This is a genomic window from Parvibaculum sp. MBR-TMA-1.3b-4.2 (assembly GCF_053628815.1).
On sequence record NZ_JBRJHC010000001.1, the window covers coordinates 2,489,692 to 2,514,263 of the forward strand.

Annotated in this window: 19 protein-coding genes; 8 read left to right on the plus strand and 11 right to left on the minus strand. The window is 62.5% G+C overall.

Annotated elements, in window-relative coordinates:
- Window positions 1-89: 89 nt before the first annotated feature.
- The 7 genes from ccoP to ACSSVQ_RS12005 form a co-directional block, all read right to left on the minus strand.
- Window positions 90-971 carry a cytochrome-c oxidase, cbb3-type subunit III gene (gene ccoP, locus ACSSVQ_RS11975; protein ID WP_454183334.1) on the minus strand — a complete coding sequence of 294 codons (882 nt, stop codon included), beginning with the start codon at window positions 969-971 and terminating at the stop codon, window positions 90-92.
- Window positions 968-1,186, minus strand: coding sequence for a cbb3-type cytochrome c oxidase subunit 3 (locus ACSSVQ_RS11980; protein WP_293328630.1), 219 nt, complete (start codon window positions 1,184-1,186; stop codon window positions 968-970). Before ACSSVQ_RS11980 ends, ccoP begins: the two co-directional genes overlap by 4 nt.
- Window positions 1,187-1,237: 51 nt before the next feature.
- Window positions 1,238-1,972 (minus strand): cytochrome-c oxidase, cbb3-type subunit II, encoded by a 735-nt coding sequence (gene ccoO, locus ACSSVQ_RS11985; RefSeq protein WP_293328629.1) that lies wholly within the window; start codon window positions 1,970-1,972, stop codon window positions 1,238-1,240.
- A gap of 15 nt (window positions 1,973-1,987) precedes the next feature.
- A complete protein-coding gene (ccoN, locus tag ACSSVQ_RS11990) occupies window positions 1,988-3,637 on the minus strand; it encodes a cytochrome-c oxidase, cbb3-type subunit I (RefSeq protein WP_454184693.1) in 1,650 nt (549 codons plus the stop codon).
- Between the two features lie 274 nt (window positions 3,638-3,911).
- Window positions 3,912-5,036 (minus strand): ABC transporter permease, encoded by a 1,125-nt coding sequence (locus tag ACSSVQ_RS11995; protein ID WP_454183337.1) that lies wholly within the window; start codon window positions 5,034-5,036, stop codon window positions 3,912-3,914.
- 1 nt (window position 5,037) lies between these two features.
- Complete coding sequence (gene rbbA, locus ACSSVQ_RS12000) at window positions 5,038-7,779, minus strand: ribosome-associated ATPase/putative transporter RbbA (RefSeq protein ID WP_454183339.1); 2,742 nt, start codon at window positions 7,777-7,779, stop codon at window positions 5,038-5,040.
- A gap of 16 nt (window positions 7,780-7,795) precedes the next feature.
- Window positions 7,796-8,854: an HlyD family secretion protein gene (locus ACSSVQ_RS12005; RefSeq protein WP_454183341.1), complete on the minus strand. Its 1,059-nt coding sequence runs from the start codon at window positions 8,852-8,854 to the stop codon at window positions 7,796-7,798.
- Window positions 8,855-9,466: 612 nt separating this feature from the next.
- Between ACSSVQ_RS12005 and ACSSVQ_RS12010 the strand changes: the two genes are divergently transcribed.
- The 5 genes from ACSSVQ_RS12010 to ACSSVQ_RS12030 all read left to right on the plus strand — a co-directional run bounded on the left by ACSSVQ_RS12010 (window position 9,467) and on the right by ACSSVQ_RS12030 (window position 16,015).
- Entirely contained in the window at window positions 9,467-11,830 is a 2,364-nt protein-coding gene (locus ACSSVQ_RS12010; protein WP_454183343.1) for an efflux RND transporter permease subunit, read from the plus strand.
- Window positions 11,831-11,980: 150 nt separating this feature from the next.
- Window positions 11,981-12,667 (plus strand): TetR/AcrR family transcriptional regulator, encoded by a 687-nt coding sequence (locus tag ACSSVQ_RS12015; RefSeq protein WP_454183345.1) that lies wholly within the window; start codon window positions 11,981-11,983, stop codon window positions 12,665-12,667.
- Window positions 12,668-12,690: 23 nt separating this feature from the next.
- On the plus strand, window positions 12,691-13,620 hold the full coding sequence (locus ACSSVQ_RS12020; protein WP_454183347.1) for a VOC family protein: 930 nt from the start codon (window positions 12,691-12,693) through the stop codon (window positions 13,618-13,620).
- Window positions 13,621-13,637: 17 nt separating this feature from the next.
- Entirely contained in the window at window positions 13,638-14,510 is an 873-nt protein-coding gene (locus ACSSVQ_RS12025) for a fumarylacetoacetate hydrolase family protein (RefSeq protein ID WP_454183349.1), read from the plus strand.
- Window positions 14,511-14,530: 20 nt separating this feature from the next.
- On the plus strand, window positions 14,531-16,015 hold the full coding sequence (locus ACSSVQ_RS12030) for a bifunctional 3-(3-hydroxy-phenyl)propionate/3-hydroxycinnamic acid hydroxylase (RefSeq protein ID WP_454183351.1): 1,485 nt from the start codon (window positions 14,531-14,533) through the stop codon (window positions 16,013-16,015).
- A gap of 4 nt (window positions 16,016-16,019) precedes the next feature.
- Here the strand turns inward: ACSSVQ_RS12030 and ACSSVQ_RS12035 are convergent, their stop codons facing one another.
- A complete protein-coding gene (locus ACSSVQ_RS12035; protein WP_454183353.1) occupies window positions 16,020-17,342 on the minus strand; it encodes an MFS transporter in 1,323 nt (440 codons plus the stop codon).
- 71 nt (window positions 17,343-17,413) lie between these two features.
- On the minus strand, window positions 17,414-18,682 hold the full coding sequence (locus ACSSVQ_RS12040) for a cytochrome P450 (RefSeq protein WP_454183355.1): 1,269 nt from the start codon (window positions 18,680-18,682) through the stop codon (window positions 17,414-17,416).
- Window positions 18,683-18,963: 281 nt separating this feature from the next.
- Here ACSSVQ_RS12040 and ACSSVQ_RS12045 point away from each other — a divergent pair, with 281 nt between their 5' ends.
- Window positions 18,964-20,136 carry an acetyl-CoA C-acetyltransferase gene (locus ACSSVQ_RS12045; RefSeq protein WP_454183357.1) on the plus strand — a complete coding sequence of 391 codons (1,173 nt, stop codon included), beginning with the start codon at window positions 18,964-18,966 and terminating at the stop codon, window positions 20,134-20,136.
- 120 nt (window positions 20,137-20,256) lie between these two features.
- Here ACSSVQ_RS12045 and ACSSVQ_RS12050 read toward each other — a convergent pair whose 3' ends face one another.
- Together ACSSVQ_RS12050 and ACSSVQ_RS12055 are read right to left on the minus strand one after the other, a co-directional pair.
- Complete coding sequence (locus ACSSVQ_RS12050) at window positions 20,257-21,855, minus strand: DHA2 family efflux MFS transporter permease subunit (RefSeq protein ID WP_454183359.1); 1,599 nt, start codon at window positions 21,853-21,855, stop codon at window positions 20,257-20,259.
- A 22-nt stretch (window positions 21,856-21,877) separates the two neighbouring features.
- Window positions 21,878-22,999: an HlyD family secretion protein gene (locus ACSSVQ_RS12055; RefSeq protein WP_454183361.1), complete on the minus strand. Its 1,122-nt coding sequence runs from the start codon at window positions 22,997-22,999 to the stop codon at window positions 21,878-21,880.
- A 116-nt stretch (window positions 23,000-23,115) separates the two neighbouring features.
- Here ACSSVQ_RS12055 and ACSSVQ_RS12060 point away from each other — a divergent pair, with 116 nt between their 5' ends.
- Together ACSSVQ_RS12060 and ACSSVQ_RS12065 are read left to right on the plus strand one after the other, a co-directional pair.
- Window positions 23,116-23,775 carry a TetR/AcrR family transcriptional regulator gene (locus ACSSVQ_RS12060; protein ID WP_454183363.1) on the plus strand — a complete coding sequence of 220 codons (660 nt, stop codon included), beginning with the start codon at window positions 23,116-23,118 and terminating at the stop codon, window positions 23,773-23,775.
- 57 nt (window positions 23,776-23,832) lie between these two features.
- Window positions 23,833-24,564, plus strand: coding sequence for a MerR family transcriptional regulator (locus ACSSVQ_RS12065; protein ID WP_454183364.1), 732 nt, complete (start codon window positions 23,833-23,835; stop codon window positions 24,562-24,564).
- The last annotated feature ends 8 nt before the right edge of the window (window positions 24,565-24,572 follow it).

The following is a 24,572-nucleotide window of genomic DNA, read 5'->3' on the forward strand; positions in this document are numbered from 1 at the left end:
ACCTCTGTCAAAACGTATCGGTCAAAGAAGAGCCCGGCGCTGCTTTCGCAGGCCGGGCTGATCTCTCGCTTGCGCTGGTGAGGCGGGTGTTACTCACCGCCGCCCAGCGAATGCACATAGAGCGTCAGCGACTTGATAGTGCCTTCGTCGAGGCGTCCGCCCCAAGCCGGCATAACGCCGCCGCGTCCATGTGTCACGGTTTGCTCGATGGTGGCCTTGTCGCCGCCATAGAGCCAGATCGCGTCCGTCAGATTGGGCGCGCCGAGCTGCTGGTTGCCCTTGCCGTTTTCACCATGACAGGCGACGCAGTTCTGGGCGAAAACGTCCGCGCCCTTCGCCGCCGCCTTGGCGTCGTATTTCTGGCCGGAAATCTCCAGCACATATTCGGCAACATCGTTGACCTGCTGCTTGTCCAGCATGCCCAGATCGCCGAAGGCCATCATGGTGTTCAGGCGGGTATCCTCGTCCCCTTCCCAGCGGATGCCGTGAAGCAGGGTGGTGTGGATATCGTCCAGCGTGCCGCCCCAGAGCCAGTTGTCGTCATTGAGGTTGGGGAAGCCCGGGCCGCCTGCCGCGCCGGAGCCATGGCAGGGTGCGCAGTTGTCGCCGAAAGCGGCTTTACCGGCGGCCAGTGCCACTTCGCTGAGCTTGGGGTTCTGCGCCAGCTCGGCGAGCGGGGCCTTGGCGATTTCCTGCATCACTTCCGAGCGGCCCGCCGCCACGGCGGCGAGTTCGTTTGCGACGCTACCGCGATCGCTATAGCCGATCACGCCTTCGGTGTAGGTCCACTGGCCGTTCCAGATGATCGGCCAGGCGGGCATGACGACCCAGTAGCCGACCGCCCAGAGGCAGCAGGCATAGAAGGTGTAGAGCCACCATTTGGGAAGCGGGTTGTTCAGTTCCCGGATCCCGTCCCAGCTATGGCCGGTGGTCTCGACGCCCGTGATATCGTCCTTGTGCTTTTCGCTCATTTTTCGGACTCCGTCTCGTCCTTGTGTACGGCCGCATCCGCGCCATCGGGCGTGTCGTCATCCTGCATAGGCAGGCTGGCCATGCGGTCGAATGTCCTCTTGTTGGACGGCCAGAGCGCGTAGGCAACGATGCCGAGAAAGAGCACGAAGAAGAAGATCAGACCGCCTGTGGCGAGCCATGTCCTCGAGAAATCGTATGCTTCCTGACCTGTCATGTTCTACGTCTCCGGTCGTCCTGTGATGACGTTGTTCCCGATGATCGGGGGCTATTGCTTGAAATCGGCATTCTCATAGGCGTTGAAGTCCACGAGCGTGCCGAGCATCTGCAGATAGGCGACGAGGGCGTCCAGTTCCGAAATCATCTCCGGATTGCCGTCGAAGTCGCGGGCGACCGCCTTGGGATAGCGCTGCATGAGCCCATCCGTGTCGGCGTCCGGCGTTGCCTGAGCTTCCAGATCGGCCTTGGCATCGGCGATGTCCTCATCCGAATAGGGCACGCCCGTCATGCGAAGAGCCTTCAGATCGCTCTGAATCTCGTCGTATTTGAGAGGCGTCTGCGCCAGGAAGGGATAGCCCGGCATGACCGATTCCGGCACCACGGAGCGCGGATCGTGCATGTGGAGCTTGTGCCATTCGTCGGAATATTTGCCGCCGATACGGGCAAGGTCGGGCCCCGTCCGCTTCGACCCCCACTGGAAGGGGTGGTCGTATTTGCTCTCGGCCGCCAGCGAGTAGTGGCCATAGCGTTCCACTTCCGCGCGCAACGAGCGGATCATCTGGCTGTGGCAGAGATAGCAGCCCTCGCGGATGTAGATGTTGCGGCCTTCCAGTTCCAGCGGGGAGTAGGGGCGAACGCCGTCCACATCCTCGATGGTGCTCTTGATAAGGAAGGTCGGCACGATCTCGACCAGGCCGCCAATGGCAACCGCGATCAGGATCAGGACCAGCAGAAGGATCGAGTTCTTTTCGACCCGTTCGTGAGAGAAAGTGTTGTTTGCCATGATGTATGACCTCCCTTACTCGGCGGGCTGCGCAGCGGGCGCAGCGTTGAGGCCGGAAGCGATAGCGGGGTGCTGCGCCTCTTCACCGACACGTTCGCGCCCCCGCATGGTCATCCAGCAATTGTAGACCATGATCAGCATGCCGCTGAAGTAGAGCAGGCCGCCCAACATGCGGATGACATAGAAGGGATGCATGGCCGCGACCGTTTCCACGAAGGAATATTCGAGGAAGCCCTGCGCATCGTAAGCGCGCCACATCAGGCCCTGCAGGATACCCGACACCCACATCGCGGTGATGTAGAGCACGATGCCGATGGTGGCGATCCAGAAGTGCCAGCTGACAAGCGCCAGCGAGTACAGCCGCTCACGCTTCCACAGCCACGGCACGAGGCAGTAGACCGCGCCGAAGGACACGAAGCCCACCCAGCCCAGCGCACCGGAATGCACATGGCCGATGGTCCAGTCGGTGTAATGGGAGAGAGAGTTCACCGCCTTGATCGACATGACCGGACCTTCGAAGGTGGACATGCCGTAGAAGGCGACGGAGACGACGAGCATGCGGATGACCGGGTCGGTCCGCAGCTTGTCCCAGGCGCCCGACAGCGTCATCAGGCCGTTGATCATGCCACCCCAGCTCGGCATCCAGAGCATGATCGAGAAGGTCATGCCCAGCGTCTGCGCCCAGTCCGGCAGTGCCGTGAAGTGCAGATGGTGGGGGCCGGCCCAGATGTAGATGAAGATCAGCGACCAGAAATGGATGATCGACAGGCGGTAGGAATAGACCGGCCGTTCGGCGCGCTTCGGCACGAAGTAGTACATCATGCCGAGGAAGCCCGCGGTCAGGAAGAAGCCCACCGCGTTATGGCCGTACCACCACTGGATCAGCGCATCCTGTACACCGGCGAACATGGCGTAGCTCTTGGAGGAGAAAGCGCTCTCCGGGATCGCCAGATTGTTGCCGAGATGCAGCATGGCAATCGTGACGATGAAGGCGAGGTAGAACCAGTTGGCCACATAAATGTGGGGTTCCTTGCGCTTGGCGAGCGTGACCAGGAAGACCAGCAGGTAAACCACCCAGACGATGGTGAGCCAGATGTCGGCATACCATTCCGGTTCGGCATATTCGCGGCTCTGGGTCACGCCCATCAGATAGCCGGTGCCGGCGATCACGATGAAGAGGTTGTAGCCCCAGAAGACGAACCACGGTGCGATGTCGCCCGCCAGCCGCGTGCGACAGGTGCGCTGCACGGCATAGAAAGAAGTCGCGATCAGCGCGTTACCGCCGAAGGCGAAGATCACCGCCGAAGTATGCAGCGGGCGCAGGCGCCCGAAATTGATGAAGGAGATGTCGAAGTTCAGGGCCGGCCAGGCGAGTTGGCTGGCGATGATGACGCCCACCAGCATGCCCGCAACGCCCCAGAAGAGGGTTGCGATGACGCCCGCTTTGATGACGCCGTCATTGTAACGGCGCGCCTCGTCCGGCGAACCGTTCTCAAGCGCGTTGAAATGGCGCTGGCCGATCAGAAAGATGCCAGCGATGAAGGCGAAGGCGAAAACCCATGCATGGGTGGCCATCTGCCAGTCTGTTGCCTTTGCCGCCGTGACGACGCTCCAAAGCGCCCCCACGATCAGCGCCCCGATAACCGCGTAGGACGCGGCTGTCATGGTGCCGGGGATGTGGTCCCTCGGTTCACTCGAAACCGCCATGTGACGATCTCCTTTTAAGCTGTGCCTCAAAATCCGGGTGACCCCGGATGAATGTGCTGAATTCCCCTCTGGCGGATGAGTGGTGTTGCCTACGCCCCGCATCGCCAGCTGTACAAGTCCATAACATGATTGTGGGAAAGGCAAGAACAGACCAGCTTGCCGCGCTGCGAAATGTCGCATTCGGACAATTACGTATCGTAGTTGTCTTAAAGATGCCTCACCCGGGGACGGGCTAGCCGTTCAGCAGCGCCTTTCGGAAGCGGGCCAGCGCGATCACGAAAAACGCCACGCTAATGGCTCCCATCATGACCAATTTGGGCCAGACGATGGAAAGTCCTGCCCCGCGGTAGAGAATCGCCTGCGCATAAGACACGAAATGGGTCGACGGCGAGAGCTGCATGACGTCCTGCAACCAGACCGGCATGCTCTCCATCGGCGTCGCGCTGCCCGATAGAAGCTCGAAAATGATGAGCACCGGTATGGCCAGCAGGGCGAATTGCGGCATGGTGGATGCGAAAGTGGCCAGCATGATCCCCAGTCCCGTCGCGGCCGTCAGATAGATCGCGATTCCCACTGCGAAAAGCGTCAGCGAGCCGGCGATCGGTATCCCCAGTATCGTTTGCACGACCAGAACGAGGGAGATGAGAGCGCCTATCAAAATCACCAGGCCGTTCGCCCAGATCTTGGCGACCATGATCTCGGCGGCGCTCACCGGCATGACGAGGAGATGTTCGACGGTGCCGCGTTCGCGTTCGCGAATCAGCGCCGCGCCCGCCAGGATGATCGCCAGCATGGAGACATTGTTGATCACCTGCATGACGGATGTGTAGCGGAGCGATTCGGCATTCGGATTGAAGAGGTATCGGGAGACGAGATTGATCGGCTGGTTGCTCGATACGCCATGCTCCCTCAGCAGGGTCGAGATTTCCTGGGAGATGATGGAGGAAACATAGTTGACCCCGATGCCGGCCAGCGACATGGCGGTCGCATCCGCACTGACCTGAATGGACGGCTTGTCGCCGCGCAGCAGGTCGCGTTCGAAATTCGGCGGAATATCGATCACGAAAACGAACTCGTTCTTGTTCATGCCGGTGATGGCTTCTTCCGCATCGATCTGGCGGGCCTGCTGGAAATAGGGCGGCAGGAGCGCGGCGGCGATCTCACGCGACAGGGGGCTGTGGTCCTCGTCGACAACCGCGATGGCCGCGTTGACCACTTCGGTCTTGGCCCCCGTGGCCACCGAATAGACCGCGATGGTGAAGATGTAGATGACGAGAATCAGCAGGATCGGATCGGCGAAGAATGACCGCAATTCTTTCACGCCGAGGCGCCAGACATTCCGGATGAAATGCATCATGTCACCGCTCCTGCTTTCTGAGCGCGATACGCGCGACGAACAGGTAAGCCAGCGAAAACAGGACCAGCATCCCGAAGGATGGCCAGAGATCCGCAAGGTGGAGGCCCTTGGTCATCGTGCCGACGGAGATGGGCTGATACCAGCCTGAGGGAAAGGACAGGCCGATGATCTGTCCCGCGCCGGAAAGAGAGGAGACGGGAACGAGCAGGCCCGAGAAATTGACCGCGGGAATGATCGAGATGATGGCCGCCCCGAACATGGCCGCCACCTGCGTATTGGTGAAGGACGAGATCAGTACGCCGAACCCGGTGGTGCACGCCACATAGAGGAGCGATCCGAGAAGCAATGCGGGCAAGGAGCCCTTGACCGGCACCCCGAATATGAAGACCGCCATGGCGAGAAGCGTCAGGAAATTGACATAGGCGAGGACGATATAGGGGCCCTGTTTGCCCAGCAGAAACTCCAGCCGGGTGACGGGCGTCGATCGGAAATTGGCGATGGAGCCGTATTCCTTCTCCCGCACGACGCCGACGGCGGTCATCATGGCGGGGATCATCGTCAGAATCAGCGTGAAAACGCTTGGAACGATGGCATAGACGCTCTTGAAGGCCTGATTGTAGCGCATCCGCGTTTCGACCGAGAATATGTTGGTCGCCAGCCCGGCATATCGTTCCGCGAGATATTGTTGCGCGATGCCGCTTACATATCCCGCGGCGGTCTCGCCGCGAAAAGGCGAGGCGGCGTCGACCAGCAGATTGATTTCGGGACGATGGCCGCCGAGTAGGTCGCGGCCGAACCCCGACGGGATTTCGACGCCGATGACGATCTCGCCGCTCTTCAGGCGCTGGATCAGTTCGGCTTCCGAATGGGCCGGCTTCGTCTCGTCGAAATATCGGGACCCCTCGAACCCCTCGATAAGGGTTCGGCTTTCGAGCGACTGGTCCTGGTCGAAAACCGCATAGGGCAAATCCTCGACATCGAATGTGATGCCATAGCCGAAGGCGAGCAGAAGGATGATGGGGCCCGCGAGAGCGAAGGTCAGACGGATGGGGTCGCGCAAAAGTTCCATCGCCTCGCGGCGCATATAGGCCCATAGGCGCTGCGGGCTGAAACGGCGCGCTCCGGCTTTCTGGCGGCCGTCCTGTTCCGGTTCGGGCATGGCCCGCCCGCCGCCGCCGTCGGTTGCCTGGGAGGGCGCCGCCGCTTTTTCGAGATATTCGACGAACGCCTCCTCCAGAGAGCCCCCGCCGCTGCTTTCGGCCAGATCGTGCGGCGCGCCGACGGCGAGGACGCGGCCCGCATGCATCAGCGAGATGCGGTCGCAGCGTTCCGCCTCGTTCATGAAATGGGTGGAAATGAAGATCGTGACGCCGTCATTGCGCGACAGGTCCAGGAGGTACTGCCAGAACTGGTCCCGGGCGATCGGATCGACGCCCGATGTCGGCTCGTCGAGAATCAGAATTTCCGGTCTGTGGATCACCGCGACGGCCAGTTGCAGCCGCTGCTTGATGCCCAGCGGCAAATCGTCCGGGCGGCTGTGCTCGACCTCCTCCAGCTCGAAGCTTTTCAGCATTTCGAGGACGCGCGGCTCGATGTCGTCGTATGGCAGCTCGAAAATATGCGCATGCAGTTCGAGGTTCTGCCGCACGGTCAGTTCGCTGTAGAGCGAGAAGGATTGCGACATGTAGCCGACGCGCCGTCTCGTCGCCATGTCGCGGGCATCGAGCGGTTTGCCGAAGAGTTTGGCCACGCCCTCGCTGGCGGGCAGCAATCCCGTCAGCATCTTCATGGTGGTGGTCTTGCCGCAGCCATTGGAGCCGAGGAAGCCGAAAATCTCGCCGGGCGCGATGCGGAAGCTCACATTGTCCACCGCCACGAACTTGCCGAAGCGCCGCGTCAGCCCCTCCGCCTCGATGGCCGGTGTGCCGCCATCGTCATGGCGCGGCGGCACGGTGACGGCTCGATGGCCTTTGCGTCTTTCTTCGGGCAGGAGCTGGATGAAGGCCTGTTCCAGCGTTTCGTGACCGCCGGCCCGGCGCACATCGTCGGGGGAGCCGGTTGCGAGGATGTGGCCGTCATCCATCGCGGCCAGCCAGTCGAAATGCTCGGCTTCTTCCATATAGGCGGTGGCGACGAGCACGCTCATCTGCCGCCGCCGGGCGCGGATGTGGTCGATCAGGTCCCAGAACTGGCGGCGCGAAAGCGGGTCCACGCCGGTCGTCGGTTCGTCGAGAATGAGAAGATCGGGATCGTGAATGAGCGCGCAGCACAGCCCGAGCTTCTGCTTCATGCCGCCCGAAAGCGCCCCGACCGCGCGGTCTGGAAACGGCGCAAGCCCGGTCGCGGTGAGAAGCTCGTCGATGCGCTCGCGTCTTGCCTCGGCGGACAGGCCGAACAGCCGCCCGAAGAAATCGAGGTTTTCTTCCACGCTCAGCGTCGGATAGAGGTTCTTGCCGAGGCCTTGCGGCATATAGGCGATGCGGATGTGGCAGCGGCTGCGATGGGCGCGGTTGCGCATGTCGCCGTCCAGCACGCTCACCTTTCCCGACTGGATTTGTCGGACGCCCGCCAGAATGGCCAGCAGCGTCGATTTGCCGACGCCGTCCGGCCCGATGAGCCCGGCCATGCAGCCGGCGGGAATGTCGAGAGACACATCCTCCAGCGCGGCATTATCCCCGTATCGATGGGTGAGGGACTGGATCCGTGCGACGTTCGGGGCGACGGTCGGGACGACATCCTTCATGGTGCCGTTCCCCTTATCAGCCCTGATCCGATCCGGCGCCGCCCGCCGGGACGCTCTGCGCGGGCGTGCTTTCGGGAAGCGCGACCTTCAGCCGGTCGGGCCAGGCGGTCGCGGGATCGAGCTTCACATAGCCGACGCCGCGCACACCGGTCTTCACGCGCTTTTCGAAGCGGGCGAGCAGGTCGGGGTCGATGCTGAGTTTGACCCGGAACATCAGATTGTCGCGCTCTTCCTGCGTCTCCACCGATTTCGGCGTGAATTGCGCCTCGCTGGAGACGAAGGTCACCTTTGCGGGGATGACGTAATCGGCGGCCGGATCGAGGATCAGCCGGGCCTCGCCGCCAAGCGAGAGGCGGCCTGCCTCGCGGGCGGGCAGGAAGATCGTCATATAGACGTCGGAGACATCGAGCAGCGTGACGACGGTGCCGCCCGCGGCAAGGACTTCGCCGGGTTCGGCGACACGGTACTGGACGCGGCCTGCGCGCGGCGCGACGAGGTCCATGTCGTCCAGCATGTTCTGCAACTGGTCGAACCGGGCCCTGGCGGCTTCGATGGCGGAGACGGCTTCCGCTTCCGCGGCCTGGGAGGTGGTGAGCGCGGCCTCGGCGGAGCGGAGCCTCGCCCGGCGCTGGTCGAGCGTTTCGGTGGAAAGATGTCCTTTCCGGTTCAGGGTGACCGCGCGCTGATATTCGGCCTTGGCGAGATCGAGTTCCGCCTTGCGCTGGGCGATGGCCGCCACCGCCTGCGCCTTGGCATGTTCGGCGCGGCTGACTTCGGCTTTGGCCGCGGCCACCTGGGCCTTGGTCTGGACGGCGTCCATGGACGCGACCTTCTGGCCGGCCTCCACGAAATCGCCTTCCCGCACATAGATGTCGTCCACGCGTCCGGCATATTTCGTGGCCACATTTACCTGTTCGGCCTCGATCCGCCCGTTCGACATGGCGATCCCGTCGGGAAGGCCGTCCTGCAGGCTGGCATACCAGTAATACCCCGCAGCCGATGCGACGAGGACCGCGATCAGGGCGGCCAGGTATTTTCTGTAACGAGGATCCTGATAGATCGGCAGCTCGGACATGGGGCCTCGCGGATGTATTGAGTTGAACGGACTCACATAGAAGTAGCAGCCATTACCAGCTTTGTCGGCGCGGCACAGAGACCTGGATCAAATTCGGCGAGGAAGACGGGTCGGCGTGTCCCGAACGGACATTGTTTGAATCAACTACGGAGTGCGACACCGCATTAACTAAGCGTAATGAAGTGTAACGCCCCCGTCGCCTATAGAATTGTGCAGTCTGAAGAGTAAGATCCGGCATCAATACAATTTGCCAGCAATTTTGATTGACAATGGGACTGTGCCAATCAGACGTGTCGTGATATGGAGAGCCGCCCGGTCGGGGGCCCTCTTGCAAACGAGACCCCCCGAAAGGCGATCCTTCACCTCCAGCGTCAACTGGGCGATGGAAGGACGTTTGCCGGTCCCGAGGCTGTCGGCCTCGACTGCGTCATAAAAAAACAGATGGTTACGGGCGCAGTGACGATCAAGTGGGAACGGATGTCGGGCAATCGGGTACGCGCCTTTCAGGGCACGTACCTAAAGAACAAAAAGAAGAGCGAACGCTCCAGCGGTTTGATGTGACCTTCGAGGCATCCTCTTGCAAAAGGATGCTCGTCCCAAGGGGAGGTTATTTTGCAGCGTATTGAAAACATCGTGTTTGCCCTGCGTACGGTCATTCTGATCGTGCTCGCTATCATGACGGTGGTGATGGGCTACTTCGCCCTGAACCTGCGGATGGATGCAGGCTTCACGAAGATGCTTCCGATCGATAATCCGTATATCGAGAATTTCTTCAAATATTCCGAAGGCTTCGGCGGCGGTAACCGCATCCTCGTCGTCCTGGAAAACAAGAAGGGTGACATCTTCACCCCGGAGTTTCTGGGTAAGCTGAAGGACGCCACCGATGATGTGTTCTACATCCCCGGCGTTGCTCGTCATACGGTGACCTCTCTTTGGACGCCGAACACGCGCTATATCGCGGTGACGGAGCAGGGCCTGGAAGCCGGCGACGTCATTCCGGCGAACTTCAAGCCGGACGAGGCGAGCATCCAGCGCGTGATGAAGAACGTGCTGCGGGCGAACCTGCCGGGCCGTCTGGTCTCCTCCGACTTCAAGTCGGCGATGATCCGGGCCGAGCTTCTCGATGTGAACCCCGAGACGCAGAAGCCGCTCGACTATTTCGACGTGGCGGCCAAGCTCGAAAAAGACATTCGCGACAAATATGTCGATGCGAACACCGATGTGAAAATCGTCGGCTTCGCGAAGCTCACCGGCGATATCGCGGATGGCGCGAAATCGGTGGTGTACTTCTTCATCGTCGCCTTCCTGCTCACCTGTTTCATGCTCTGGCTCTATTGCCGCTCGCTGCCGCTGACGGTGGTGACGGTGGGCGCCTCGCTGTGTTCGGTGATCTGGCAGTTCGGCTTGCTGCATATTCTCGGTTACGGCCTCGACCCGCTCGCGGTGCTGGTGCCGTTCCTGGTCTTCGCCATCGGCGTTAGCCATGGCGTGCAGCAGGTGAACATGGTGGGCGCGGAAATGGCCGCCGGCCTCGACAAGGAACAGGCCGCGCGCGCGACCTTCTCCTTCCTGCTGCGTCCGGGCTCCGTGGCCCTGCTGACGACGCTGGCCGGTTTCGCGACGCTCTACATCATTCCGATCGGCATGATCAAAGAGCTGTCGGTGACGGCCTCCATCGGTATCGGCTTCAAGATCATTTCCAACCTGATCATGCTGCCGCTGCTCGTGTCCTACATCGCGCCCGGTCCGGAATATGGCGAGAAGGTCCGCAAGGCGATGGCGACGCGTGCCCATCTCTGGCCGTATCTGGCCAGCCTCGCGAAGCCGCGTGTGGCGATGACCTTCGTGGCCATCTGCTTCGTGATCGGCATGGTGGGTCTTTACGAATCCCGCGACAAGCAGATCGGCGACGTGCATGCCGGTGCCGGCGAGCTCTGGCCGGACAGTCGTTATAACCGCGACAGCCGCTACATCGCCGAACATTTCTCTCTCGGTCTCAACGTGCTCGGTGTGATTGCCGAAACGAAGAACCAGGTGATCTGTATCGACTACTCCAAGATGCACTATCTGGAGCGGTTCTCCTGGTACATGCGCAATGTGCCGGGCGTGCAGACGGTGATCTCGCTGCCCATCGTCGGCAAGCAGATCAATGCGCTCTGGCAGGAAGGCAACCTGAAATGGCAGGCGCTGCCGCGGAACCCCGCCGCGCTTGCCCAGGCGACGTCCAGCGTGGGTAGCTCCACGGGTCTGGTGAATGCCGACTGTACGACGGCGGCCATCCAGATCTTCCTGACCGATACGAAGGCGAAGACCGTGAACACGGTCGTCGGCGCGGTCGAGAAGTGGAAGGCCGATCCCAAGAACAAGCGCGACGATCTGGATCTGCTCATCGGTACGGGTAACGTGCCGATCGTGGCGGCGACCAACCATGAAGTGGCGAGTTCGGAACTTCCGATGCTGCTCTATGTGTATCTGGTGGTGATGTCGCTCGTGATCCTTACCTATCGGGAATGGCGCGGCTCGCTGGTTTGCGTGCTGCCGCTGATCCTCTCGACCATCATCGGCGACTGGTTCCTGACGGCCTTCGGTATCGGCCTCAAGATCTCCACGCTGCCGGTGCTGGCCATCGCGGTGGGTATCGGCGTGGACTACGGTATTTACGAATACAACCGTATCCAGCGCTATCTGCGCATGGGGCTGACGCCTTACGAAGCCTATCTGCAGGCGCTGAACGATGTGGGTTCGGCCACCATGTTCACCGGCGGTACGCTGGCGATCGGTGTGTCCACCTGGATCTTCTCCGCGCTCAAGTTCCAGGCGGATATGGGCCTGCTGCTCACCTTCATGTTCATCGTGAACATGGTCGGTGCGGTGACCCTGCTGCCCGCCCTGGTCGCGGTGGTGGAGTATTTCTTCCCGCTGAAGCGCGAGCCGCTTTCGCCGGAAGAGGCCAGTGCCATCAAGCGCGGTCACTGACCCCGCGCTTTACATAAACGCTGAATAAGGGCGGCCCCGGAAACGGGTGCCGCCCTTTTCTTTTGCCCGTTGCGGTGTTGCCGACTCCCTAACTTGACTAATTAGTCATCTTATGACTATATAGTCATATCGAGTTTCGGGAGGAGCCTTGTGGCTGGAGAACGCCTTGTAAAATCCGCGACGGACGGGCCGGTGGTTTCGCGCCGGCGCGAGCGCATGCGGCAGATTCTGGTCGAGGCGGCGATGCGTCTTTTCGCCCGGCAGGGCGTGGACGCCACCACCATCGACGAGATCGTCGAGACGGCGGGCGTCGCCAAAGGCACCTTCTACAATTACTTCACCGACCGATTGGAGATCGCCCGCGAGGTCGCCCGCACCATCCGCGCCGAAATCAACGGTGCGGTCGAGGAACTCAATCAGGGGATTGAGGATCCGGCGGAGCGGATATCGCGCGGCGTCAGGCTCTATTGGGCCATGACCGTGCTCGACCCTGTGAAGGCGCAGATGCTGTCCCGCATCTATGACGGCGGCATCGATATGCATCGCGGGCTGAACCAGCATCTGCTCGGAGATATCGACGACGGCCTTGCCAAAGGCCGTATCGCGGCGGCTGACCGGGAGACAGTTCTTCATTTCGTGCTCGGTGTGGCGACCGCGGGACTGGCGGCGCTCATCCATGGCGGCGCGCCGGAGGAGGTCGCACGCGGCGAGGGCTATGCCCGGAACATGGCGGTCATGCTGCTTCAGGGGTTCGGTCTGTCACCGGCCGAGATCGACAATGTTTTGACGCGCCCTTTCGACGTTTCCCGTCTTTCCGTTTTTCGTAAGGCGTCGTGAGCAGGCCGGATAAGGAGGAGACCATGAGCAGCATCATCAAGGCGACGGACATTGCCTATGTCCGTTTTTCCGCGCCCGACCTCGACCGGATGGAGGCGTTCCTCAAGGATTTCGGCCTGCATGTGGCCGGCCGCAGCGAGGACACGCTTTATATGCGGGCGAACGGTCCGGCACCCTTCTGCCATGTGACGCATAAGGGCGAGGCCGGCTTCGTCGGGCTCGGCTTTTATGCGGCGAACGAAGGCGACCTTCAAAAGCTCGCCGAAGCCGAGGGGCTCGCCGTGGAAGCATCCGATGCGCCGGGCGGCGGTGCCCGCGTGCGGCTGACCGATCTGGACGGTTTCCCCATCGATGTGGTGGCGGGGCAGACGCCTGCCGATCCGCTGCCTTTGCCGGAACCGCTTTCCTTCAATGCCGACGACCGGTATCCGCGGCTCGGCGCGACGAAGCGCATCGCGGCGGGGCCGTCGCATGTCATGCGTCTCGGCCATGCCGTGCTCGACGTCACCGATTTCCGCGCGAGCGAGGCCTGGTACAAGGCCCGGCTCGGCTTCGTCACCTCGGACGAGATCGAACTTGCGCCCGATGCGCCGCTCGGCGCCTTCCTGCGCTGCGATGGCGGCGAGCGTTATGTCGATCACCACACGCTCTTTCTCGTCGGCACGGGCAAGCCGGGCTTCAACCATGCCGCCTGGCAGGTCGCGAATTTCGACGACCTGATGGCCGGTCACAGCCATCTGGAACAGGCGGGCGCGGCCCATGTCTGGGGCGTCGGACGGCACATCCTCGGGAGCCAGATCTTCGACTATTGGCGGGACCCGTGGGGCCACAAGGTCGAGCACTGGACCGACGGCGATCTCTTCAACAATGAAACGCCGCCCGGCAAGGCCGGGATCGATGCGCTGATGGGCGCGCAATGGGGCCCGGACGCTCCGCCCGCCATGGCCGAATAAGGAAACAGGGAAAAGACATGAAACTCGCAACTTTCACCCATCAGGGCAAAACGAGCATCGGCGTGGTCAAGGGCGACGCGATCGTCGATCTTTCCGCCGCCGCGCCGTCCCTGCCGACGGAGATGATCGGTTTTCTGGAAGCCGGCGACGCGGCGATGGACGCCGCGCGCAAGGCCGCCGACGGCGCTGCTGCGATCCCGCTCTCGGATGTGACGCTCGAAGCGCCGGTGCTTCGGCCCGGCAAGGTGCTCGCCTGCGGGCTCAACTATATGGACCATGTCGAAGAATCTGGCATGGAAGTGCCCAAGCACCAGATCTGGTTCACCAAGCAGCACAATTGCATCAATGCGCCCTACGCGCCCATCGAACTGCCCGAGGTTTCCTCGCTGCTCGATTACGAGGCGGAGATGTGTTTCGTGATCGGCAAGCGCTGCAAGGATGTGCCGAAGGAGCGTGCGCATGAGGTGATTGCAGGCTACTTCGTGGGCGACGATGTGAGCGTGCGCGACTGGCAGCTGCGCGCAAATGCCTGGACCATGGGCAAGTCCTTCGACACGCATGGCCCCATCGGCCCGTGGATCACCACAGCGGACGAAGTGCCCGATCCGCATGCGCTCGACATCAAGTGCTGGGTGAATGGCGAGCTGCGTCAGAACTCCAACACCAAGCACCTCATCTTCAACTGCTTCGACCAGATCGTCGAACTAAGCACCGCCTTCACGCTCGATGTGGGCGACGTGATCTTCAGCGGCACGTCGTCGGGCGTGGGCGGGGCGATGAAGCCGCCGCAATTCCTCGTGGAAGGCGACGTGGTGCGTGTGGAGGTGGAAGGCCTCGGCGCCATCGAGAACAAGGTCGTCGCACAGAAAAAGAAAACCATTATCGGCTGACCGATATCGGGAGGAAGCAGATGGACAAGACAGATGTTCTGATTGCGGGCCTTGGGCCCGTGGGTGCTGCGCTGGGCGTCTATCTCGCACGCTCGGGTGTAAAGGTGACGGTCGTCGAAAAGACGGATGAGGTCTATCCGATGCCGCGCGCCGCGCATCTCGATCATGAGACCATGCGCCTTCTGGATCTCGCAGGCGGTGCGGAGGCGGTCGCAGGAAACAGCCAGCCGCTTTCCTCCTATGAATTTCGCAATGCAAAGGGCGAGCTGCTGCTGGGCTTCCGTCCGCGGGCCGCGCTCGCCGATACGGGTTGGCCCTATACCTCCATGTTCCATCAGCCGACGCTGGAGATCGCCTTGCGCGAGGTGCTTTCCGCCGAACCCAGTGCGTCTGTCCGCCTCGGCGTGTCGCTTGTTGGCTATACGGACGGTCCCGACGGCGTGACCGCCGAGATCGAAGGGCCGGACGGCGAAACGCAGATCGCCGCGCGCTATCTCGTCGGGTGCGATGGCGGGCAGAGCACGGTGCGGCGTCTTGCCGGTATCGGTCTCGACGATATGGGGTTCGACGAACCCTGGCTCGTCATCGACACACTGCTGAAAAACGGCACCACGCGGCTTTCCACCATTGGCTTGCAGCATTGCGATCCGGCGCGGCCGGTCACCTCCATGCCGATGGCGCCGGGGCGGCATCGCTGGGAGTTCATGCTGCTGGAGGGCGAGACGCCGGAAGAGGTGATGACGGATGAAGCGATCGACGCGATGATCGCGCCCTTTGCCGATCCGAAGAGCCTGAGCGTGGAGCGCCGGGCGGTTTATCGCTTCCATGCCGTTTTCGCGGAACGCTGGCGCGACGGCCATGTGATCCTGGCGGGCGATGCTGCGCATCAGATGCCGCCCTTCATGGGGCAGGGGCTGTGTTCGGGCGCACGCGATGCGGCAAATCTCGGCTGGAAGCTCGCCGCCGTCATCAAGGGTGAGGCGGATCAGGCGTTGCTCGACAGTTTCCAGCCGGAGCGCGAGCCGCATGTGCGTGACATCACGGAGATGGCGGTTTCCATGGGCAGGATCGTTTGCACGCAGGACGAGGCGGAGGCCGCCGCGCGCGATGCGGGCATGATGCAAAAGCCGGAAGCGGAGCGTTTCGATGCGACGCCGACCCTGCGGGGGATGGCGTCCGGCGTGATCGAGGGCGGCGGCGCGGTGGCGCCCGCTCTTATCGGCAAGGCGGGCGAGCGGCCCGACAGGGCCTTGGGCATGTCGCCTCTCCTCGTCGTGGCGAAACGCGCCGATGCACCGGCCGACACGGGCGATATGCAAATCGTCGCGCTGGACGAGCATGAGGGAGAGGGCGTGGAGCCCTTCCTCGCCCTGATGGGCGATGCGCCGGCCATGCTGGTCCGGCCCGACCGCTATGTGTTCGGCACGGGCGAGCCCGCCTCGCTGCTGACGGCGTGGGCGGCCTATCTCAAGACCGGGCGGGCAGGGATGCAGGCGGCGGCCTGACCGCTCATTCCTGTACGTTTCTGAGCGCGAAGGAGAGGGCGGTTCCGGCCAGCGCGGAGGCGGACAGGAAGATCAGCGCCGCCAGCGTACTGAAGCTCAGGATAGCACCCAGTATCGCGCCATAGACGAGCAGTGCGAACCCCATCAGCGTGTTGGCGAGCGCGGTATATTGCGCGCGGGTTTCCGAGGTCGCCATGTCCACGAGCTGTGTCTTGCGGCCGATGCGGATGCCCGCATGGGCGATGGAGAGGATGAAGAGCGCGGCCACCAGCACCAGCGGGTGCGCCAGTGCCGAATGCATGAAGATCCAGAGCATGGCGATGACGGCGGCAAGGATGCCCGCAATGGCGGAGCCGAGCCCCATGGCCATGCGGCTGGAGCGGTCGGCGAGCGAGCCCCAGATGGAGGAGCTGACCGCACCGGCAACGCCGGTTGCCGCCATCAGCAGGCCGAGGCTCGCCAGTGAGCCTCCTGTTGCTTCATGCGCGATGGAGACATAAATCGGCGCGGCGAGCGCAGAACTCAAAAGCAATATGCGCGCGGTGAGGAAGTGGCGGAATTCGCGGTCCCTGAACAGGATGCCGCGCATTTCGTTCAGGCTGTCCATCAGGCCGACGCCGCCTTCCGTCGCGCCGGGGACTTCCTCCACACCGGCAAAGATGAGACCGCCCCCGATCCAGAACGCGCCGCCCGCTGCGATCAGCGCCAGTATGACGTCCTGACGCTCGCGCAGTTCCGGTATCAGGGCGACGGCGGCGCCCACACAGGCCGTGACGATGCCGCCGATCAGCGTGGCATAGCCGGAAACGCGGCCGCGGCGGTTTTTGGAGACGGTCTTTCCGAGCGTGTCCTTGGAGGCGACGGAGGACACCCCGCGGGCAAGGCTCAGCAGGGTGAGGAGCACGATGATGCCCCAGCCCGTGGCGGTGCCGCCGAAACCGGCGAGCACGATTGCGGCCATGGCCAGCGCCGCCAGCCCTTGCGCAATGGCGCCGCCGACCCAGAACCATTTGCGGACGGCGAAGTGGCGCACCACGCTGCCGACGATCAATTGCGGGAAGAGCGCCAGCGCCTCGCGGATCGGCACCAGCAGGCTCACCATGAAGGTGGGCGCGCCGATGGCGGCGAGCAGCCAGGGCAGCACGGTCTTGGGGTTTACCAGACCGTCGGAAATCTGGCTCATCGCCTGGGACAGCGTGGTACGGACGAAATTGCGGGGCTGTTCGTGGCAGGCGGCTTCGGGAATGTCGCGGCAGAGGCGCGCGGCGTCCTCGCCGATGGCGAGATCGTAGATTTGCTGCGAAAGCGTGGTGTCCTGCTTTGCCATTTCGCGGAAGGGCCCTTTCTCGTGATTGGACGAGAGAATAGGCCCTCCCCGCGTTCAGGCAAGTAGGGCCGTCAGGCCGCTTTCTTCTTCATCGAATAGCGGATCGGCAGGCGTTTCAGCCCGCTCACGAAGGAGGCCTGCACCCAGGCGGGGTCGCCGGCCAGTTCGATATGGTCGAGCCGGCTCAGCAGTTCCTTGTAGAGCGAGCGAATTTCCATCTTGGCCAGATGCTGGCCGAGGCAGAGATGCGCGCCATAGCCGAAAGCGACATGCTTGTTGGGCGAGCGGTCGATGCGGAAGGTGAAGGGATCCTCGAACACGTCCTCGTCCCGATTGGCCGACCAGTAGCACATCATCATGTTTTCGCCCGGCTTGATCTTCTGCCCACGGAGTTCGTATTCCGCGTTCGGCGTGCGGAAGAAGTGCTTCACGGGCGTCGACCAGCGGATGAATTCGTCCACCGCCTTGGGCAGCATCTCTTCCGGGTTGGCGCGGAGCTTGGCGAATTCGCCCGGGTTTTCCAGCAGCGCATGGAGCCCGCCCGCGGTGGAGGAGCTTGTCGTGTCGTGACCCGCCGTGGCGACGATGACGTAATAGGACATCGCTTCCAGATGGCCGATGGGTTCGCCGTCGATGGTCGCATTGGCGATGACGGTCGCCACATCGTCGCGCGGGTTCTTGCGGCGGTCTTCGGTGATGGCGGTGAAGTAATTGAAGAAGTCGGCGACCGTGTTGTTGAAGTCGGTGTTCTCGTCGCGCTTCATGTCCGGGTCGGTGGAGCCGAAAAGTTCCTGCGTCAGCTTCAGCATGAAGGCTTCGTCTTCCGCCGGCACGCCCAGCACCGTCATGATGACGCGCAAGGGATACCAGACCGCGACTTCCGACACGAAGTCGCATTCGCCGCCGAGGGCCTCCATCCGGTCTACATACATGCGGGCGAGATCGCCGATATCGCTTTCGAGCTTTTTGAGGTTCGGCGGCATGAACCATGCCTGTGTGAGCCCGCGATAGTTGCGATGGTCCGGATTGTCCATGTCCACCAGCGAGCGGACGATGTGGTGGTCGCCACCGGTATAGTCGAGCACCGCCTGTTCCGTCTCGATGGTCTGGAGCGTCAGGCGCGGGTCGTTGAGGAAGATGTCGTTCTGCCTCTCGACTTCCATAATGTCGGCATGCTTCGACACCACCCAGAAAGGCCGGTATCCCTCCGGTTCCACCCAGCGCACGGGATCGTTCTTCCTGAGCCAGGTAAAGAGCTCGTGATAGCGGTCCGGATGGGCATAGGTCTTCGGATCGGCAACGGCATTGTCGATCGTTTTGCGATCTGCATTTTCGAACATGGCTGGGGTTTCCTCGGCTTCAGCGTGCCGCAATCGGGACCGGGATTTTTGTTTCGGTTCGTATTCCGGATGGGCGCGGCGGTTACGTTGCGTCAATTCCCTGCGGCGCGTTTTTCAGTGCCGGGAAGGACGATAGGCCAGCCATGCGGGGCTGGACAAGAGCGATTCCATGTACAAGATGGCGCGGAAAAGAATGGCATAGTGCCTGTAAAAACAGACGAAACAGGCGGTGTGGCGCGGGCCTTTGCCGGTGTCACCAAGCACTCGAAGGAGATGAGGAAATGGCTGAAGCATATATCGTAGCAGCCGCGCGCACGGCCGGTGGCCGCAAGGGCGGTCGTCTCAAGGACTGGCATCCGGCCGATCTCGGCGGCGCGGTGATCGACGCGCTCGTGGAGCGGTCCGGTGTCGATGGCGGCGAAGTGGAAGATGTGATCTTCGGCTGCGTGGGCCAGGTCGGCGAACAGGCGATCAACATCGCGCGTAACGCGGTGCTCGCCTCCAAGCTGCCGGAACATGTGCCGGCGACCTCGGTGGACCGCCAGTGCGGGTCGTCGCAACAGGCGCTTCATTTCGCGGCGCAGGCCGTGATGTCGGGCGCGATGGACATGGTGCTCGCGGGCGGCGTCGAAAGCATGACGCGTGTGCCGATGGGCCTGTCCGCCGCGCTTCCGGCCAAGAACGGCTTCGGCAATTACATGAGCCCGAAGATCGTCGAGAAATACCCGAACGTGCAGTTCTCGCAGTTCGCGGGCGCGGAGATGATTGCGAAGAAATACGGCCTGTCCAAGGATCAGCTCGACGAGTTCTCCTTCCAGAGCCACCAGAAGGCCATCAAGGCGACGCAGGCCGGTGCCTTCGACGAGGAAGTCGTGCCGGTGGAAGTGACGCTGGAAGACGGCTCCAAGGAAATGCACAAGGTGGATGAAGGCATCCGCTTCGATGCAAGCCTTGAAGGCATTCAGGGTGTGAAGCTTCTGGTCGAGGGCGGCGCGCTGACGGCTGCCTCCTCCTCGCAGATCTGCGACGGCGCCTCGGGCGTGCTGGTCGTCAGCGAGGAAGCGCTGAAGCGCCACAACCTCACGCCGCTGGCGCGTGTCCATCACATGCATGTGACGGGCGGCGATCCGGTCGTCATGCTCGAAACGCCGATCCCGGCCACCGAGCAGGCGCTGAAGCGCGCGGGCATGAAGATCGATGACATCGACATCTTCGAAGTCAACGAAGCCTTCGCCTCCGTGCCGATGGCCTGGCTGCAGAAGACGGGCGCCGATCCGGAGCGTCTCAACGTCAATGGCGGCGCCATCGCGCTCGGCCATCCGCTGGGCGGGTCGGGCACCAAGCTCATGTCGACGCTGATCTATGCGCTGAAGAACAACAACAAGCGCTACGGCCTGCAGACCATGTGCGAAGGCGGCGGGCTTGCCAATGTGACGATCGTCGAACGCCTCTGATCGCGTTCGCTGTCATCTGAAAGTCGAAGGGCGGAGCAGCCGGGCTGCTCCGCCCTTTTTGTTCGCGCCGCCGTGGAGGGGACACGGTGGGGAGAGGTGCGAACAAAATTCCTCGCGGCGTCAGTGGCCGCCGCCATCCCCGCCGCCGCTGCTGCCGCTGCCACCGATGATTTCGGGCTTCTTCAGGATCGGCATGGTCAGAAGCATGGCGGCAAAGCAGATCGTCAGGACGAAGAAGCAGTCGGCGAAGGCCATCACGGTCGCGTCGCGCGTCATCAGCCCGTAGAGCTCTTTCACGGCCGCAAGCGGGGCGTCGATGCCCGGCGTCTGGCCGATATGGGCCTGAAGCCCGGCCAGCGCCTGATCGGTCGCGGCGCGTCCATGCACGAAGAAGTCGCGCAGCCGGTCCTTGTGAAGGTCGATGCGGTTGATCAGCACCGTGTTGATGACGGCAAGGCCGAGCGCGCCGCCGAGATTGCGCATCAGATTGTAAAGGCCGCTCGCATTCTTGAGCTGTTCGGGCGAGAGCGTGCCGAGCGCCAGCGTATTCACCGGCACGATGCAGAACATGAGGCCGATCCCGCGAATGACCTGCGGCCAGAAGAGCTGGTCGAAGCCCCATTCCCAAGTGATGCCGAGCATCTGGTAGTTGGAAATGGCGAGCATGCCGAAGCCGATGGAAATCAGCACGCGGATATCGACTTTCTGACTCAGAATGCCGGCGAGCGGCGCGGACAAGAACTGGCAGATGCCGGTCACGAACATGATCTGACCGATCTGGCTGGCGCTCAGGCCCCGCACTTCCGACAGGAAGAGCGGATAGAGATAGGTCAGGCCGTAAAGACCGACGCCGAGGAAGAGGCTCAGCAGCGAACCGATCGCGAAATTCGCATTGCGATAGGCCTTGAGGTCGACGATCGGGTCGTCGCGCGTCAGCACATGGGCGATGAAATAGGCGCCGGAGATGACGCAGACGACGCTGAACCACCAGATGGTGTTGTCCTTGAGCCAGTCGTTGCGGGGCCCTTCCTCCAGCACATATTCGAGCGAGCCGAGAAAGAGCGCCATCAGGCCGATGCCGGCCAGGTCGATCTTGTTCAGGAGCGAGAAATCGGGCTTGTCGAGATCGACGAGGAACCATACCGCCGTGGCGACGACGATGCCGGGAATGACATTGATGAGGAACAGCCAGTGCCATGACAGCGCATCGGTGATGTAGCCGCCCAGTGTCGGGCCGATGGTGGGCGCGAGCGTCACGACAAGCCCGATCATCACCGAGACATTGGCGCGCTTTTCCGGCGGGAAGACACTGCCATAGGCGGCGGAGAAGACCGACGGGATCATGGCGCCGCCGATAAAGCCCTGCAGCGCGCGATAGACGATCATCGTCTCGATATTGGTCGCGGTGGCGCAGAGCAGGCTCATGAATGTGAAGCCGCCCGCGGAGATCACGAAGATGTAGCGTGTGGACAGGAGCCGGGACAGCCAGCCCGACATCGGGATCATCACCACTTCGGCGATCAGATAGGAAGTCTGGACCCAGCTGATTTCTTCGGTGCTGGCGGAAAGTCCGGCCTGAATGTCGCCGATGGAGCTTGCGACGATCTGGATGTCCAGGATCGCCATGAACATGCCGACGACCATGAACATGAAGCCCGCCACGCGCCGGGCGGAAAACTCGCCGGCGCCGCCGTCATCGGTTGTGTCGAGACTTGCCATGTCGCGTTCCCCTCAGCATCGCCTAGCGGGATTCCGCCAGCGCGCGATGCTTTTCGGGCGCGGTGCCGAAAACGCCATTTGCGTTGCCGGTTGCACTGGCGGCTTGGCTGCCGTCGCCGGTCCGCGTGTCCACGGTGACGGTGACGGACAGGCCGGGCCGCAGATATCCGGCAAGCTTGTTCCCGTCGGGCAGTGCGATGCGCACAGGCACGCGCTGCACGATCTTGGTGAAATTGCCGGTCGCGTTCTCGGCGGGCAGCAGGCTGAAGACCTGGCCGCTGGCGGGCGAGAAGCTTTCGACGGTGCCCTTGATCTCGGTATCCGGCCAGGCATCGGCGACGATGGTCGCGGTCTGTCCGACCTTCATGTTCTCGATCTGCGTTTCCTTGAAATTCGCATCGACATAGACATGCGGCAGCGCCACGAGGGAGGCGAGCTGGTTGCCGGGCTGCACGAGCTGGCCGACATCCATGTGGCGGTTGCCGATCACACCGTCCACCGGCGCGCGGATGACGGTATAGGCGAGGTTCCGGTTTACCTGGTCGAGATCGGCCTGAACCTGCTTCAGCCGTGCTTCCTGCTGGACTTTCTGTGCCTTCAACACGGCAATCTGCGTGGTGGCGGCGTGGAGCTTTGCCTTTGCGGCGGCGAGCGCGGCGTTGGCGGATTTCATGTCGGCGTTGGCGGAATCGAGCTTCTGGCGGCTGGCGAAGTCCCGCCGGGCGAGCTTTTCGTAGCGCCGGTAATCGGTCCGGGCGCGCAGCGCCTGTGCGTCGGCGGAGGCGACATTGGCCTTCGCGCTTTCCGCATCGGCCCTGGCGGCCTCGACCTGTTCGGCAATGGTGGCGATGGCCGATTTCTGGGTTTCAAGCTGGGCTTCGGCCTCGGCCTTGGCGATTTCGAAGTCGCGCGGCTCGATGGTGGCCAGCACATCGCCCTTATGGACATAGGCGTTGTCGGTCACGTCCACCGAGGCGAGATAGCCGGAGACTTTGGGCGAGATCACCGAGATATCCGCATGCACATAGGCATTATCGGTGCTCTCATAGTAGCGGAAGCTGGTGAACCACAGGATGGTGTAGACAATGGCGGCAAGGGCGAACAGGCCGCCAAGCCCGGCGAAGATGCGCTGGCGCGTACTCATAAAGGACCTCAAAATCGAACCGGTCGGTCAACAGGCTTGAAATATGCACCGACATTGTTCATTTTCAATAGAGAAAATGACTGAACGGTTCGGTCAATATGGGTCTGGAAGGAAAAATGCCGGATTTGGACGCGAGTGAGGACGTTTTGGAGAGCGATGGCGCGCAAGCCGCCGAGGTGGAATCGGCCAAGCGCACCCAGATTCTCGCGGGCGCGCGGCGGGCCTTCCTCGCCAATGGCTATGAGGGCACCAGCATGTCTCTCATCGCGCGCGAGGCGGGCGTCTCCAAGGGCACGCTTTACGTCTATTTTTCCAACAAGGAAGCGCTTTTCGCCGCCGTGACGGAGCGCCAGTGCCATACCCAGGGCGGGACCGCCTTCGAGGTGCTGAACGGGGACGGGCCGGCTGTCGAGATCCTGCCCGCCTTCGGCCGCCATTTCGTGGACTTCATCCTGAGCGAGGCGGCCTGTGCGCTCCGGCGGCTGATTACGGCGGAATCGGGCAAGTTTCCCGAGCTTGGCCATGTCTTTTATGAAAACGGCCCCCGGCGCATGAAAGCGCAGCTTGCCGGCTATCTGAAGCGGCGGGTGGAGGCCGGGGAGCTCGATATTGCCGACACCGAGCTGGCCGCGACGCAGTTCATCATGCTGTGCAAGGGCGAATTCGACATGCTGCGCCAGATCAGCGTGATCGACACGGCAACTCCGCAGCGCATCGGCTATACGGTGGATGCCGCCGTGCGGCTTTTCCTTGACGGATACCGCGCGGAGGGGTGAATTCCCCCCGTCTACGAATTGCGTAGAGAAAGACCACAAAAGGACTGCGCTCATCTGATGAAGATGAAGGAACTCGAGAAGGAGACGGGCGTCGGCCGGGAGACGATCCGCTTTTACATCCGCGAAGGCCTGCTGCACGAGCCCGACCGCCCCAAGCGGAATGTGGCGCGCTACGATCAGGGGCATGTCGAGCGGCTGAAGCTGATCCGCCGCCTGCAGACCGAGCGCTTCCTCCCCCTCAGCGTCATCAAGACCATCGTCAGCGCACAGGATGCGCGGCCCCAGCGCGGCATCGAGCAGCTGATCGGGCTGGAAAACCTGCTCGGGCCGCTGGTCGCCGATCCGCGCAATCTGGAGCCGCGGCGTTTCGCGGAAGTGCGTGACAGTACGGGCCTCAGCGAGGAGGAACTGCGCCGCCTCGTCGAGGTCGGCTTTCTGCATGTGGACGAATATGACGGCGAAGAATGGCTCAACAGCCGCAATGCGCGGCTGGTGGAGCTTGTTGCGCAAGGCCGCCGGGAAGGGTTCACGCCGGAAGTCGGCTATGAAGTCGACACCTATGGCATCTATGCGGAGCTGACCGACGTGCTGGCGCGCCGGGCGGTCGTCACTTTCTATGAGAGTGTGGGCGACAGGCTCGACCAGGAAGAGGCGGCACAGCTCGCCGCGCGGGGCATTCGCCTGCTCGACGAAATCATGCCGCTGCTGCGGATCGAGAAGATCGTGCGCGAGATCAAGCGTCTCAGCGACGAGGGCAAACTGCCCGAGGGCTACAAGCCCGACCGCTAGGCGGCTTA

Coding starts and splice junctions, on each gene's coding strand:
- ACSSVQ_RS12065 (WP_454183364.1), top strand. CDS start 23,833: ATGAAGATGAAGGAACTCGAGAAGGAGACGGGCGTCGGCCGGGAGACG.
- ccoN (WP_454184693.1), bottom strand. CDS start 3,637: ATGACAGCCGCGTCCTACGCGGTTATCGGGGCGCTGATCGTGGGGGCG.
- ACSSVQ_RS12020 (WP_454183347.1), top strand. CDS start 12,691: ATGAGCAGCATCATCAAGGCGACGGACATTGCCTATGTCCGTTTTTCC.
- ACSSVQ_RS12005 (WP_454183341.1), bottom strand. CDS start 8,854: ATGTCCGAGCTGCCGATCTATCAGGATCCTCGTTACAGAAAATACCTG.
- ACSSVQ_RS12035 (WP_454183353.1), bottom strand. CDS start 17,342: ATGGCAAAGCAGGACACCACGCTTTCGCAGCAAATCTACGATCTCGCC.
- ACSSVQ_RS11980 (WP_293328630.1), bottom strand. CDS start 1,186: ATGACAGGTCAGGAAGCATACGATTTCTCGAGGACATGGCTCGCCACA.
- ACSSVQ_RS12055 (WP_454183361.1), bottom strand. CDS start 22,999: ATGAGTACGCGCCAGCGCATCTTCGCCGGGCTTGGCGGCCTGTTCGCC.
- ACSSVQ_RS12050 (WP_454183359.1), bottom strand. CDS start 21,855: ATGGCAAGTCTCGACACAACCGATGACGGCGGCGCCGGCGAGTTTTCC.
- ACSSVQ_RS12040 (WP_454183355.1), bottom strand. CDS start 18,682: ATGTTCGAAAATGCAGATCGCAAAACGATCGACAATGCCGTTGCCGAT.
- ACSSVQ_RS12025 (WP_454183349.1), top strand. CDS start 13,638: ATGAAACTCGCAACTTTCACCCATCAGGGCAAAACGAGCATCGGCGTG.
- ACSSVQ_RS11995 (WP_454183337.1), bottom strand. CDS start 5,036: ATGATGCATTTCATCCGGAATGTCTGGCGCCTCGGCGTGAAAGAATTG.
- ccoO (WP_293328629.1), bottom strand. CDS start 1,972: ATGGCAAACAACACTTTCTCTCACGAACGGGTCGAAAAGAACTCGATC.
- ACSSVQ_RS12030 (WP_454183351.1), top strand. CDS start 14,531: ATGGACAAGACAGATGTTCTGATTGCGGGCCTTGGGCCCGTGGGTGCT.
- rbbA (WP_454183339.1), bottom strand. CDS start 7,779: ATGAAGGATGTCGTCCCGACCGTCGCCCCGAACGTCGCACGGATCCAG.
- ccoP (WP_454183334.1), bottom strand. CDS start 971: ATGAGCGAAAAGCACAAGGACGATATCACGGGCGTCGAGACCACCGGC.
- ACSSVQ_RS12045 (WP_454183357.1), top strand. CDS start 18,964: ATGGCTGAAGCATATATCGTAGCAGCCGCGCGCACGGCCGGTGGCCGC.
- ACSSVQ_RS12060 (WP_454183363.1), top strand. CDS start 23,116: ATGCCGGATTTGGACGCGAGTGAGGACGTTTTGGAGAGCGATGGCGCG.